The following is a 13,533-nucleotide window of genomic DNA, read 5'->3' as shown; positions in this document are numbered from 1 at the left end:
GCCGGAGGGAAGCGCGTATATCAAGATCACTATTTCTGATATAACATGGAGGGTACGGAGGTGATGCCGCATGCGCACGGTCATCGACATCGACAAGGAGCTTCTGGAAGCGGCCCAGCACGAGCTGGGCACGTCGACGATGAAGGAAACGGTCAACGCTGCCCTGCAGGAGATCGCCGGTCGGGCAAAGCGTCGCGAGGCCTTCGAGTACTTGTGTTCCCGGGACAATACGGAACTACTGGACCCGGAGTTCATGAAGCAGGCGTGGTAGCCACAGGCGTGGTCTATCTGATCGACAAGAGCGCGCTGGCTCGCATGCCGCACCCTGCAGTGCGCCGCGCGCTCGAACCACTCATCCTCGACAAGACACTGGCGATCTGCGAGGTCACACAGATAGAGATGCTCTTCAGCGCGCGCGACTCGCGAAGCTACGAACTGGAGGCCGCGCATCTGCGTGAGGGCTTCCGGCTCCTGTCGGTCTCGGCGAGCGAGGTGGCGGCACGCGCGCTGGACGTCCAGGCGATGCTGGCGCGCAAGTCGCAGCACCGCGGCGTCGGGGTGCCCGATCTGCTGATCGCCGCCTGCGCCGAGGTGCACAGGGCGACGGTGCTGCACTACGACCGCGACTTCGACCTCATCGCCGAGGTGACCGGGCAGCCCGCGCTCTGGGTGGCGCCGCCCGGCTCCATCCCCTGAGCACGCGCGCCTGCCCCGGTCAGGCCGTGGGGACGACCTGGAACGCCTCCGCGTAGCGGCCAGGACCGAACCCGGCCTGCTCGCCCCAGGCGGCGAAGCGGCTCTTGACCCCCTCGGCGAACCCCTCCACGTGCGCCACCTGGCTCACGTGCGACAGCAGGGCCGCGAGCTTGCGGTCGATGACGTCGGTGACGTCCACGTAATGGTCGGGCGTGGCCCCGCCGGTCAGCCAGACCTCGCGGACCGTCCACGCCTCCAAGCCCTCCTCCAGCAGCAGCTCGGGGAAGGCGTACGGGTTGCGGGCGTCGGGGTAGACGGCGTCCAGGGCGGCGCCGCCGACGGCACGGTGATCGGGGTGGCTCGGCGCGACGAACCGGTAGTTGCGGTCGGGGTGGTGGGTCACCACCAGGTCCGGACGCACCTGCCGGATCACGCGGGCGATCGAACGCCGCAGCTCCAGGGACGGCACCACCTGGCCGTCGGGGTAGCCGAGGAAACGGACGTCGGTGACGCCCACGGCCTTCGCCGCGGCGCGCTGCTCGGTCCGCCGCAGCTCGGCCATCCCCGTGTTGTCCAGCGTGCGCTCGTTGCCGCCCGCGTCGCCGTCGGTCACCAGCAGGTAGGTGACCTCGACCCCCCGGTCCACGAAGAGCGCCGCGCTCCCGGCCGCGCCGAAGTCGACGTCGTCGGGATGCGCGGTCACGTACAGCACCCGGTTGATCTCGGTCTGCGGCAGCATGACTCCCCTTTCGCACGGTGTTCTTGAGGGAGAACCGGCGTCCGGCGGATCGCATTCCGGGCGCCGTTTGTCGGTGGAGCGTCTTAACCTAGGTAGGTGCCGACCCAAGTCTCTGTTGACCGCCCCTTGCTCGACGGCCTCAACCCGCAGCAGCGCGAGGCCGTGATCCATCACGGCAGCCCCCTGCTCATCGTGGCGGGAGCGGGGTCGGGGAAGACTCGGGTGCTCACCCACCGCATCGCCTACCTGCTGGCCGAGCGTGACGTGCATCCGGGCGAGATCCTGGCGATCACGTTCACCAACAAGGCCGCCAAGGAGATGAAGGAGCGCATCGACAAGCTCATCGGGCCGCGCTCGCGGGCCATGTGGGTGATGACGTTCCACAGCGCGTGCATGCGCATCCTGCGGCGGGAGGCCAAGCGGCTCGGGTTCCCGTCCAGTTTCTCCATCTACGACCAGGCCGACTCCCAGCGGCTCATGGCAATGGTCTGCCGCGAGATGGACCTCGACCCCAAGCGCTACCCGCCGCGCTCGTTCTCCGCCCAGGTCAGCAACTTCAAGAACGAGCTGATCGACTACGAGAGCGCGATCGAGCGGGCCGGCTCGCACCTGGAGAAGACGCTCGCGCAGGCCTACAAGTCCTACCAGCTCAAGCTCACCGAGGCCGGGGCGATGGACTTCGACGACATCATCATGAACACGGTGACGTTGTTCCAGCTCTTCCCCGACGTGGCCGAGCACTACCGCATGCGGTTCAGGCACGTGCTGGTCGACGAATACCAGGACACCAACCACGCCCAATACATCCTGATCAGGGAGCTGGTCGGCCACCCCGAGCTGCGCACCGCCGACGGCGAGCAGGTGCGCTCCGGCACCAGCCAGTCCGAGCTGTGCGTGGTCGGCGACGCCGACCAGTCAATCTACGCCTTCCGCGGCGCGACGATCCGCAACATCCTGGAGTTCGAGCGCGACTACCCCGACGCCCGCACGATCCTGCTGGAGCAGAACTACCGCTCGACCCAGAACATCCTGGCCGCGGCCAACGCCGTCATCGCCCGCAACGAGTCGCGCAAGCCGAAGAACCTCTGGTCCGACCAGGGCGACGGCCCCAAGATCGTCGGCTACGTCGCCGACAACGAGCACGACGAGGCCATGTTCGTGGCCCAGGAGGTCGACCGGCTGAGCGACGAGGAGGGCGTGCGTCCGGGCGACGTGGCGGTCTTCTACCGCACCAACGCGGCCTCCCGCGTGTTCGAGGAGATCTTCATCCGCACCGGGCTGCCCTACAAGGTGGTCGGGGGCGTGCGCTTCTACGAGCGCAAGGAGGTCAAGGACCTGCTGGCCTACCTGCGGGTGCTGGCCAACCCCAGCGACGTCGTGTCCCTGCGGCGCATCCTCAACGTGCCCAAGCGGGGCATCGGCGAGCGGGCCGAGGCGATGGTCGAGGCGCTGGCGGCGCGCGAGCGGATCACCTACTGGGAGGCGCTGCGGCGGGCCGAGGAGGCCTACGGCATGGCCACGCGCTCGCTCAACGCGGTGCGGGAGTTCGTCGCGATGCTGGAGGAGCTGATCGCCAAGGCCGAGGGCGTGCCGCCGTCGGCGCTGGCCGAGGAGGTGCTGGTGGCCACCGGCTACCGCGCCGAGCTGGAGGCGTCCGAGGACCCTCAGGACGAGTCCCGCCTGGAGAACCTCAACGAGCTGATCTCCGTGGCCGCCGAGTTCGAGGAGGCCAACCCGGAGGGCACGCTGGTGGAGTTCCTGGAGCAGGTCTCGCTGGTGGCCGACGCCGACCAGATCCCCGAGGCCGACGGCGGGCAGGGGGTCGTCACGCTGATGACCCTGCACACCGCCAAGGGCCTGGAGTTCCCCGTGGTGTTCCTGACGGCGATGGAGGACGGCGTGTTCCCGCACGTCCGGTCGCTGGGCGAGCCCAAGGAGCTGGAGGAGGAGCGGCGGCTGGCCTACGTCGGCATCACCCGGGCGCAGCAGCGGCTCTACCTGACGCGGGCGGCCGTGCGCAGCTCGTGGGGGGCGCCGGCGTTCAATCCGGCCTCGCGCTTCGTCAACGAGGTGCCGGGCACGCTCATCGACTGGCGCACCGATCCGGAGAAGTCGGCGTGGAGCGCCGCCACCCGCAGGGAGCCCGCGGCGCGGCCGGCGCCGGCCAGGGGCGGCGCGGCGGGCGCGGGCGGGCGCAAGGTGCCCTCCCTGACGCCCGGTGACCGGGTGACGCACGACCAGTTCGGCCTCGGCACGGTGGTGTCGGTCGACGGCGTGGCGGAGAAGACCAAGGTCAAGGTCGACTTCGGCAGCGGCGGGGAGAAGACGTTGCTGCTGGCGTACGCGCCGCTGGAAAAGTTGTAGAGGCACCGACGCGACGGCGCGCCGCCGGCGTCCAGGATCTGCCGGCGGCGCGCCTTCTCGCGTTCGGGGCGCTCTACTTCAGGGCGCTGCCCTTCTTCCACTGGCTGTAGCTGAGCTGCCAGTAGCTCCAGCCGTTGTTCCACTGCAGCTTGCGCTTGGTGCCGGTGATCTTCACCACGTCGCCGCGCTGGGCGATCGTGTAGAACCACTTGGCGCCCTCGGGCGTGGCGCGGACGCAGCCGTGGCTCTGGTTGGAGCGGCCGAGATACTGGTAGTAGCCGGCGCTCTGGTGGACGTACTCACCGCTGTCGGAGATCCGCACGGCCCAGGGGATCTCCTCCTTGTAGTAGCGCGGGTCCTTCGGATCCGTCACGCCCATCCAGGAGGAGGTCATGGTCTCGACGGCCTTCTTGCCCATGGTGAGGTGGGTGCCGCTGGTGGTGAGGTAGACGTCCACGCCGCCGCGCATCAGGCCGCCGCGGCCGGCGCTGATCGGGATCTTCTTGGCCAGCTTGCCGTTGCGGTAGACCTTCATGACGTGCTTGCGCGTGTCGACGAGGGAGATGTTCTGGGAGCCGACGGCGAAGCGGCGGGAGACGTCCTTGCCGCCGGTGTTGCCGGGCAGCTCGGACAGCCGCGCGGTGAAGAGCACCTTCTGGTACGGCTTCCAGTACGCCTTCGTCCGATAAATGATCTTGCGGGCCGACACCCACCGCCAGGCGCCCTCGTTGGGCTTGTCGGACTCGACCTGCAGCAGGGCCTCGACCGTGGCGCGGTCCTTGGTCTTCACGTCACGGTCGAACGTGACGATGATCGGGAAACCGACGCCCACCTTCTCGGTCTTCTCCCCCATCGGGGTGATGTCCGCGATGCCCAGCTTGATCTTGGCCGTGGTCGTGGGGGTGGGCGACGGGGTGGTGGTGGCCGCGACCGGGGCGACGGCGGCCTGGCCCTGGGGGGCCGCCGTGGGGCGGGCTTGCGGGATGGGGGCGGTCTCCGCCGCACAGGCCGTCGCGACGACCAGGGCGAACAGAGCCGGAAGCATCCGGGTGACGCGCTTCAAGGGGGTTACTCCTGGACTAAGTGCTCATTCGGTACCTCTCTGTGTGACAAACGAGACGCCTGATTCGTAGGCAGCTAGCCGATAACTATCCTGTAACGGTCCAAATCCGGCCGAATCGGCCTCAGACCAGGCGGCGGGCGGTGGCCCAGCGGGACAGCTCGTGGCGGTTGGAGAGCTGGAGTTTGCGCAGCACGGACGACACGTGCGTCTCCACGGTCTTCACCGAGATGAACAGCTCCTTCGCGATCTCCTTGTACGCGTAACCCCGCGCGATCAGCCGCAGCACCTCCCGCTCGCGCTGGGTCAGCGAGTCGAGCTCCGGGTCGATCGAGGGCGCCTCGGAGGAGGCGAACGCGTCCAGCACGAACCCCGCCAGCCGCGGCGAGAACACCGCGTCGCCCTCGGCCACCCGGCGGACGGCGTCGGTCAGCTCCTTGCCGCTGATGTTCTTGGTGACGTAGCCGCGGGCGCCGCCCCTGATGACGCCGATGACGTCCTCGGCGGCGTCGGAGACCGACAGCGCGAGGAAGCGGACCGGCGAGCCGGCGCCGAGCACCCGGCGCAGCACCTCCTGGCCGCCGCCGCCCGGCATGTGCACGTCCAGCAGGACGACTTCCGGCTGCAGCTCGGCGATCGCCTTGACGGCCGACTCGACGTCCTCGGCCTCGCCCACGACCTCGATCGAGTCGCCGAGCTCGGCGCGTACGCCCGAGCGGAAGAGCCGGTGATCGTCGACGATCAGCACGCGCGTCATTCGTTCTCCACCTTCATCTTCAACATCACTTCGGTGCCCTCGCCCGGTTCGGTGCGGATCCTGGCCGAGCCGCCGTGGCGTTCCATTCTGCCGATGATGGACTCCCTGATCCCCATCCGGTCGAGGGGGACCGCGTCGAGATCGAAGCCCTTGCCCCGATCCTTCACGAAAACGGCCACTTCTTCACCCTCTACTTCGGCGTACACCGAGATGGAGTCGCTCTCGCTGTACTTGGCCGCGTTGACCATGGCCTGGCGGGCCGCCTTCATCATGGCCGCGAGCCGGCCGCCCGAGTCGAACGGCACGTCACCGACGCACACCACCTCGATCGGCACGCCGTGCGCGTCCTCCTCCTCGGCCGCGATCCTGCGCACGGCCGCCGCCACCGTCGCGTCGGCGTCCTGGGCCGGCTGGTAGAGCCAGTTGCGCAGGTCGCGCTCCTGCGCGCGGGCCAGGCGGGTGACCTCGCGCGGGTCGTGCGCGACGCGCTGGATCAGCGTCAGGGTGTGCAGCACCGAGTCGTGCACCATGGCGGCGACCTCGGCGCGCTCCTCCTGCCTGATGCGCTCGCGCCGTTCGAGCTGGAGCTCCTTCCACAGGCCGGCCAGCCAGGGCGCGGCGATGACCGCCAGACCGCCGACCACCACGACGGTGAACAGCAGCCCCTGCTGGGCCTGGGCCAGCTCGCCCTGCCAGTAGAGGAACCCGATCGCGCCGATCACCACCAGCCCCACGCCGAGCAGCGTGCGCACGCGGTTCTTCCTGATGCTGAGCGTCGCCCCGCTCATCCAGCTCCGGCGGCGCTCCGGGTCGGCCTGCTGCCACAGGATCAGCGCGCCGATCCCGCCCGCGGCGAACGGCAACATGCCGATGCCGCCCGCCGACGCCCCGGTCAGCCAGCCGAACGCGGCCAGCGCCATCCCGATCGCGGTGAACGCGGCGAGCTGGCTCCAGTCACGCTGCGGCGGCGGCCCCTCGTGCGGCTGACGCGGCGTGACCATCCACAGCACGGCGTAGGCCACCATGCCGACCCCGTTCACCACGCTGAGCAGCACGAACATCAGCCTGATCACCACGGGATCGAGCTTGAGCTGCGTGGCCAGTCCCTGGGCCACCCCGCCGAGCAGGCGGCCCTCCATCGGGCGCATCATCCGCCGGAACGGCGCTTTTTCGCCGGTGCCCGGCTCGGCGAGTGTCTTCTGGTCAGCCATAACACCGTCATCGTCACACGTAAGGGGCGGACCGGGCATCAGGGAACGACCCCCGGGTCGGGTCAGGGGTCTCCCGGATGCGAGCGGTGCGCCGGTGGGGCCACGATGGTGGCATGACAGAAGCTCCGCCCAGGGATCCGGCCGCTCCCCCCACCGTACTGCGACGCAGCAGCGAGGGGCGCATCGTCATGGGGGTGTGCGCGGGGCTGGGCCGCCACACCGGGATCGACCCGGTGGTGTTCCGGGTGGCCTTCGCCGTGCTGCTGCTCGGCTCGGGCGTAGGGCTCTTCTTGTACATCGCGGCGTTCCTGTTGATGAAGGAGCCGAACGGGAGCCCGGGCATCATCGAGCAGTGGACGCGGCGCGACTTCGACGCCGAGACCGTGCTGGCGTTGCTGACGGCGGTGCTCGGTCTCGGGCTGGGGCTCAACCTGGCGACGGTCTGGATCGACGATGGGACGCTCGTGGTGGGCGTGTTCCTGGCGGTGTCGCTGCTGGCCGCGCACGTCAACGGGGTCGATCTGCTGGGGCTGGCCCGGTCGATGCCGGAGCGGCTGAGGCAGCGGCCGCGGGCGGGGCAGCCCGCGCCGACGTACGCGAGCCCGCCGCCCACGCCCCCGGTCCGCCCGGCTCCCCACCCGATGCCCACCATGCCCTCGGCGCCGACCGCGCACTTCGCGCCCGCCGCGCCCGCGACGCCCGCGGCTGAGTCGCGCGTGAACGAGCTCCGCGTGAACGAGCCGGGCGGGGACGAGCCGGGCCGAGGCGACGCCGGCCAGGGCGACGCCAGCCGGGGCGACGCCAGCCAGGGCGACGCGGCCCTGGAAGGGCCGGCCTTGGACGAAGCGGGCCGGGACGAGACGGGCCGAGCGGCCCGGGAGGACGCCGTGACGGCGGAGCACCCCGTGCCGCCGCACGAGCCAGCCGCGTACGAGTTCCCGCACGAGGCCGGGCCCGGGCCGGCCGGGCGGCAGGAGGCCGGGCAGCGGTCGCCCGAGGACGAGCCGGGCGCGTACCGGCCGCGGACCGCACTCGCCTACGGCGAGCCGTTCGCGCCCAACGGCCCCTACCGGCCCCTCGACCCCGCCAGGCGTGCCGGCGCCGGCGGCTACTCCTCGCCGTACGACCCGGCCCTGTACGCCCGCCCCGCGCCGCGCCGCCCGAAGCGCGCGCCTCGCCCCAAGTCGTTCATCGGCGGCATCACCATCCTGCTCGCCATCATCATTGGAGGGATCGTCGTGGCGGTCCAGACCAGGTCCGCCGCCGGCGTGAGCCCGACCATCGTCGGCGGCGCGATGCTCATCACCATCGGCGCCGGCCTCCTGGTCGCCACCTGGTGGGGCCGCGGCGCGGGGCTGGTCGCCGCCGGCGCCGCGGTGGCGCTCGCGGTGAGCGTCGGCCTCGCGGTGGGCGGGCTGCCGCGTAATTTCGGCCCGTCCGAGTGGGCGCCGAGCACGCTGAGCGAGCTGGCCGCGGTCCCCGTGTACGACGTCGGCGCGGGTCAGGGCCTGCTGGACCTGTCGGAGCTGGAGCTGCCACCGGGCACGACCGCGTCCGTCGAGGCCAGGATCTCGATGGGCGAGCTGGAGGTGATCGTCCCGCCCACGGTGCGGCTGGAGCTGCACGCCAGCAACCGGGTCGGCGACATCCGCATCGACCAGCGGATCCACGGCGGCGTGAACGTCCGCGTGAACCAGGTGCTGGAGCCGGAGACGAAGCCGGAGGGCAAGGTCTCGACGATCGTGCTCGACCTGAAGGGCGGGCTCGGCGACATGGAGGTGCGGCGTGCCGCGTGAGACGGACCCGTGGGACGGGATAGCTTACGAGGTGGAGCGGCCCCGGCGGGTGCACCGTACGGACTGGATGGCGCTGTTGAGCGGCGTGCTCTTCGTCGCGCTCGGGATCTTGGTGGTGACCCGTGCGCTCACGGATGCCCTGGTCCTGATGGGTGTCCTGGTGCTCGGGCTGGCCTTCGCGGGCCTCGTGGCGATCGTCGCGAGGGCGGTCCGCGGTAAGTGACCCTTGACCCGGCGTAACACAAGCGTAATTTCGGGTGTGTCCGCCTTTCCCCGCTCCTTGAGAGGGAGGACGTATGCCCCGAATCTCCGTCACCGTGGACGGAATAACCTACGAAGAGGACGTCGAGCCGCGACTGCTGCTCGTCCATCTGCTCAGAGAACGCCTCGGCAAGACCGGCACCCCGGTCGGCTGCGACACCAGCAACTGCGGCGCCTGCACCGTCATGCTGGACGGCAAGAGCGTCAAGAGCTGCTCGGTGCTGGCCGTGCAGGCCGACGGCTGCGAGGTCGTCACCATCGAGGGCCTCGGCACGGCCGGCACTATGCACCCGATGCAGCGGGCCTTCCACGAAGAGCACGCGCTGCAGTGCGGCTACTGCACGCCCGGCATGGTCATGGCGGCGATCGACCTGCTCCGGGACGACCCGGACCCGTCGGAGGACGCCATCAGGCAGGGGCTTGAGGGCAACCTGTGCCGCTGCACCGGCTACTGCAACATCGTCCGCGCGGTACGCCGTGGCGCCCAGGAGATGGGTCAGGCGGTGAGCACGCAGTGAGCGAGCTGGACACCGGCGCGGTGGCCGAGCAGATAGCGCGGAGCGACCAGGTCAACGAGCCGGCGGCCACGCCGGAGCTGGGCCGGCCACGGCGGCGCAAGGAGGACGCGCGGCTGCTGACGGGGCGTACGCGGTGGACGGACAACCTGACCCGGCCCGGCCTGCTGCACGTGGTCTTCCTGCGCAGCCCGATGGCGCACGCCAGGATCACCCGGGTGGACGTGTCAGGGGCACGCGGGCTGCCCGGGGTCGTGGCGGCCTTCAGCGGCCAGGACTTCGCGGACGAGCAGGGCAGCCTGCCGTGCGCGTGGCCGGTCAGCGAGGACATCGTCATCCCCGACCACCCGCCGATGGCGGTCTCCGAGGTCCGGTACGTCGGCGAGGCCGTGGCCTGCGTGGTCGCCACCGACCGCTACAAGGCGGCCGACGCGCTGGAGGCCATCGAGGTCGACTACGAGCCGCTGCCCGCGGTGCTCGACATGGAGGAGGCGCTGACCGAGGGCAGCCCGAAGGTGCACGAGGCGGGCAACAAGGCGTTCAGCACCAAGATCGTCTCGGGTGACGTCGAGGCGGCCTTCCGTGACGCGCCGGTCGTCATCGAGCGCACCTTCCGCCAGCAGCGGCTCATCCCGAGCGCGATGGAGCCGCGGGCGGTGCTCGCCGACACCGACGGCGACACGTTCACCATGTGGACCTCCACGCAGATCCCGCACGTCCTGCGGGTGATGCTGGCCGTGGTGACCGGCATCCCCGAGCACCGGCTGCGGGTGGTCGCGCCCGACGTCGGCGGCGGGTTCGGCTCGAAGCTGCAGGTGACGGCCGAGGAGGTGCTCTGCCTGCTGCTGGCCCGCAGGCTCGGCAAGGCGGTCAAGTGGACCGAGAGCCGCTCCGAGGGCAACCTGACCGTGCACCACGGCCGGGACCAGCTCCAGCGCCTGCGGCTGGCCGCCGACGCCGACGGGCGGCTGCGCGGGCTCCGGGTGGATCTGCTGGCCGACATGGGCGCGTACCTGATGCTGGTCACGCCGGGCGTGCCGATGCTGGGCGCGGCCATGTTCAACGCCATCTACAAGATGGACGCCTACGAGTTCGCCTGCACCGGCGTGTTCACCACCAAGATGCCGACCGACGCCTACCGGGGCGCGGGCCGGCCGGAGGCGACGTTCGGCATCGAGCGCATGATGGACGAGCTCGCCGCCGAGCTGGGCGTGGACCCGCTGGAGGTGCGCCGGCGCAACTGGATCAGGCACGAGGAGTTCCCGTACACCACGATCGCGGGGCTCACCTACGACTCGGGCAACTACGAGGCGGCGACGGACAAGGCGCTGTCGATGTTCGGCTACGACAAGCTGCGCGCCGAACAGGCCGACCGGCGGGACCGGGGCGACCCGGTGCAGCTCGGCATCGGCGTCAGCACCTACACCGAGATGTGCGGGCTGGCGCCGTCCCGGCTGCTCGGCGAGTCGAACTACGGCGCGGGCGGCTGGGAGCACGGCTCGATCCGCATGCTGCCGACGGGCAAGGTCGAGGTCATCACCGGCACCAGCCCGCACGGGCAGGGCCATGTGACATCGTGGAGCCAGATCGTGGCCGACTCGCTCGGCGTGCCGTTCGAGGACGTCACGGTGCTGCACGGCGACACGGCGATCTCCCACAAGGGCATGGACACCTACGGCTCGCGCTCGCTCGTCGTGGGCGGCATCGCCGTGCTGCGGGCGTGCGACAAGGTCAAGGACAAGGCCCGTACGCTGGCCGCGCACCTGCTGGAGTGCTCACCCGACGACCTGGAGTTCGCCGGGGGCGCCTTCAAGGTGCGGGGCACGGACGCGCAGCGGACCATCCAGGAGCTCGCCTACGCCGCGTTCACGGCCCACGACCTGCCCGAGGGCGTGGAGGCGCGGCTGGACGCCGACGCCACGTTCGACCCGGACAACTACTCCTTCCCGCACGGCACCCACCTGTGCGCGGTGGAGGTGGACACCGAGACGGGCATGGTGCGGATCCGCTCGTACGTGGCGGTGGACGACGTCGGCAAGGTGGTGAACCCGCTCATCGTGGAGGGCCAGGTGCACGGCGGCATCGCGCAGGGCGTCGCGCAGGCCCTGTACGAGGAGGCCGTCTACGACGCCGACGGCAACCTGCTCACCACGACGATGGCCGACTACCTGCTGCCGTCGGCGGCCGACCTGCCGTCGTTCCAGCTCGACCGGACCGAGACCCCGGCCACCAGCAACCCCCTCGGCGTCAAGGGCGTCGGCGAGGCGGGCACGATCGCCTCGACCCCGGCCGTGGTGAACGCGATCGTGGACGCGCTGCGCCCGTCCGGCGTGCGCGACGTCGAGATGCCGTGCACGCCGGAGCGGGTGTGGCGGGCACTGGAAGGAGCGCGCCGATGATCCCCGCGCAGTTCGAGTACGTGCGCCCGGACTCGCTGGCCGAGGCGTCGCGGGTCCTCGCCGCCGACGAGGACGCGAAGGTGCTGGCGGGCGGGCAGTCGCTGCTGCCGCTGCTGCGGCTGCGGCTGGCGTACCCGTCGACGCTGGTGGACGTGGGGCGGCTGGCGGAGCTGCGGGGCGTGCACGACCGCGGCGACCACGTCCACATCGGCGCGTTGACCACGCACGACGAGGTGATGCGCTCCGAGGTGGTCAACGAGGGCTGCCCGCTGGTGGCGCTGGCCACCGCCCATGTGGCGGATCCGGCGATCCGGCACCGGGGCACGTTCGGCGGCTCGCTGGCGCACGCCGATCCGGCGGGCGACCTGCCCGCGGTGGTGCTGGCGCTGGACGGCGTGTTCGTGGCGAGCTCGGCGGAAGGCGAGCGGGAGATCCCGGCCGCCGAGTTCTTCGTCGACTACCTGGAGAACGCGCTCGACGCCGGCGAGATCCTGACCGGGGTCAAGATCCCGAAGCTGGGGCCGGGCTGGGGCTTCCACTACGAGAAGTTCCACCGTACGGCGCAGGCGTGGGCCATCGTCGGCGTGGCGGCGGCGGTCAGGCGGTCGAACGGCTCGATCACCGAGGCCAGGATCGGGCTGACGAACATGGGCTCGACGCCGGTCCGGGCCCGCGCGGCCGAGGCCGCGCTCCAGGGCGTGGAGCTCGGTGACGGGTTGCGGCAGGCCTGCGCGGAGGCGGCGGCGGACACCGATCCCCCGGCCGACCTGCACGGCCGGCCGGACTACCGCAGGCACCTGGCCAGGGTGCTGACCCATCGGGCGGTGCGCGCCGCCACGGGTACGCCCTGACCGGCCTGTCCTGATGACCTGGCGGGGGCGTCTCTTCCGGGGCGCCCCCGCCGCGTCGTAGTGTCGGGAACCATCGGCAGAAGGAGCGGATCGATGGCGATGCGGTTCGAGCACGAGTTCACTGTTCCGGTTCCGGTCGAGCAGGCGTGGGCCGTGCTGCTCGACGTCGAGCGGATCGCCCCCTGCCTGCCCGGGGCCACGCTCGACAGCTACGAGGGTGACGAGTTCACCGGCAGGATGAAGGTCAAGGTCGGCCCGATCACCGTCACCTATCGGGGCTCGGCCAGGTTCGAGGACGTGGACAAGGACTCCCGCTCGCTCACCATCCAGGCGTCGGGCAAGGAGGCCCGCGGCTCCGGCACGGCCTCGGCCACCGTCAAGGCCCGGCTGACGCCGCGCGAGGAGTCGACGGCGGTGACCGTGGAGACGACGTTCAACGTGACGGGGCGGCCCGCGCAGTTCGGCCGCGGGGTGATGGCGGAGGTGGGCTCGCGGCTGCTGGACAAGTTCGCCGACAACCTCGCCGAGCTGCTGTCCGAGCCCCGCGAGCAGGTCGAGGAGCAGCCCACCGAGCAGGTCCAGGAGCAGCCTGCCGAGGAGGAGCAGGAGCGGCCTGCCGAGGTGGAGCAGGAGCGGCACCTGGCGGCCGTGCCCGCTCCCGAGCCGCCGCCGCCCCACGCCCAGGGCACGGTGCGCACCTCGCGCTCGCCCGACGAGGAGGCGCTCGACCTGCTGGAGATCGCCGGGCAGCCGGTGCTCAAGCGGCTGGCGCCGGTGGCGGGCGCGCTCGCGGCGCTGCTGATCGTCATCTGGGTCGTCCGTCGCCTGCGGCGCTGATTTTCGGCAAATAGTCCATCAAGTCCGGACACTTCCCCCAGCTCGGG

The 13,533-nt window shown here is 70.9% G+C and carries 13 protein-coding genes; 9 read left to right on the top strand and 4 right to left on the bottom strand.

Annotated features, from left to right (window positions below; translation table 11 throughout):
* Positions 1-70: 70 nt before the first annotated feature.
* A complete protein-coding gene (locus tag ACBR40_RS27520; RefSeq protein WP_329585263.1) occupies positions 71-271 on the top strand; it encodes a type II toxin-antitoxin system VapB family antitoxin in 201 nt (66 codons plus the stop codon).
* Positions 265-696, top strand: coding sequence for a PIN domain nuclease (locus ACBR40_RS27515; RefSeq protein ID WP_371250645.1), 432 nt, complete (start codon positions 265-267; stop codon positions 694-696). Before ACBR40_RS27520 ends, ACBR40_RS27515 begins: the two co-directional genes overlap by 7 nt.
* A gap of 19 nt (positions 697-715) precedes the next feature.
* Here the strand turns inward: ACBR40_RS27515 and ACBR40_RS27510 are convergent, their stop codons facing one another.
* Positions 716-1,435, bottom strand: a complete 720-nt coding sequence (locus ACBR40_RS27510; RefSeq protein WP_371250644.1) for a PIG-L deacetylase family protein — start codon at positions 1,433-1,435, stop codon at positions 716-718.
* 126 nt (positions 1,436-1,561) lie between these two features.
* Here ACBR40_RS27510 and pcrA point away from each other — a divergent pair, with 126 nt between their 5' ends.
* The gene (gene pcrA / locus ACBR40_RS27505; RefSeq protein ID WP_344217060.1) at positions 1,562-3,799 is read left to right on the top strand and encodes a DNA helicase PcrA; all 2,238 of its coding nucleotides are present in this window, start codon (positions 1,562-1,564) and stop codon (positions 3,797-3,799) included.
* Between the two features lie 73 nt (positions 3,800-3,872).
* Here pcrA and ACBR40_RS27500 read toward each other — a convergent pair whose 3' ends face one another.
* The 3 genes from ACBR40_RS27500 to ACBR40_RS27490 all read right to left on the bottom strand — a co-directional run bounded on the left by ACBR40_RS27500 (position 3,873) and on the right by ACBR40_RS27490 (position 6,827).
* On the bottom strand, positions 3,873-4,862 hold the full coding sequence (locus tag ACBR40_RS27500; protein ID WP_344216852.1) for a L,D-transpeptidase: 990 nt from the start codon (positions 4,860-4,862) through the stop codon (positions 3,873-3,875).
* A 121-nt stretch (positions 4,863-4,983) separates the two neighbouring features.
* Complete coding sequence (locus tag ACBR40_RS27495) at positions 4,984-5,616, bottom strand: response regulator transcription factor (protein WP_344216850.1); 633 nt, start codon at positions 5,614-5,616, stop codon at positions 4,984-4,986.
* Positions 5,613-6,827 carry a PspC domain-containing protein gene (locus ACBR40_RS27490; protein ID WP_344216848.1) on the bottom strand — a complete coding sequence of 405 codons (1,215 nt, stop codon included), beginning with the start codon at positions 6,825-6,827 and terminating at the stop codon, positions 5,613-5,615. Before ACBR40_RS27490 ends, ACBR40_RS27495 begins: the two co-directional genes overlap by 4 nt.
* A 113-nt stretch (positions 6,828-6,940) precedes the next feature.
* Here ACBR40_RS27490 and ACBR40_RS27485 point away from each other — a divergent pair, with 113 nt between their 5' ends.
* The 6 genes from ACBR40_RS27485 (at position 6,941) to ACBR40_RS27460 (ending at position 13,486) form a co-directional block, all read left to right on the top strand.
* Complete coding sequence (locus tag ACBR40_RS27485; RefSeq protein WP_371250643.1) at positions 6,941-8,623, top strand: PspC domain-containing protein; 1,683 nt, start codon at positions 6,941-6,943, stop codon at positions 8,621-8,623.
* The gene (locus ACBR40_RS27480; RefSeq protein ID WP_344216844.1) at positions 8,613-8,846 is read left to right on the top strand and encodes a hypothetical protein; all 234 of its coding nucleotides are present in this window, start codon (positions 8,613-8,615) and stop codon (positions 8,844-8,846) included. Before ACBR40_RS27485 ends, ACBR40_RS27480 begins: the two co-directional genes overlap by 11 nt.
* Positions 8,847-8,919: 73 nt before the next feature.
* Complete coding sequence (locus tag ACBR40_RS27475) at positions 8,920-9,402, top strand: (2Fe-2S)-binding protein (RefSeq protein ID WP_371250642.1); 483 nt, start codon at positions 8,920-8,922, stop codon at positions 9,400-9,402.
* A gap of 20 nt (positions 9,403-9,422) precedes the next feature.
* Positions 9,423-11,798: a xanthine dehydrogenase family protein molybdopterin-binding subunit gene (locus ACBR40_RS27470; protein WP_371250829.1), complete on the top strand. Its 2,376-nt coding sequence runs from the start codon at positions 9,423-9,425 to the stop codon at positions 11,796-11,798.
* Entirely contained in the window at positions 11,795-12,649 is an 855-nt protein-coding gene (locus ACBR40_RS27465) for a xanthine dehydrogenase family protein subunit M (RefSeq protein WP_344216841.1), read from the top strand. The genes ACBR40_RS27470 and ACBR40_RS27465 overlap by 4 nt, the downstream gene beginning before the upstream one ends.
* 93 nt (positions 12,650-12,742) lie before the next feature.
* Positions 12,743-13,486, top strand: a complete 744-nt coding sequence (locus tag ACBR40_RS27460; RefSeq protein ID WP_371250641.1) for an SRPBCC family protein — start codon at positions 12,743-12,745, stop codon at positions 13,484-13,486.
* Positions 13,487-13,533 lie beyond the last annotated feature (47 nt).

The organism is Nonomuraea sp. AD125B (assembly GCF_041402765.1).
Lineage (GTDB): Bacteria > Actinomycetota > Actinomycetes > Streptosporangiales > Streptosporangiaceae > Nonomuraea > Nonomuraea bangladeshensis.
The sequence above is the reverse complement of the archived record's forward strand: the minus strand, read 5'-3'. Positions and strand labels throughout refer to the sequence as shown.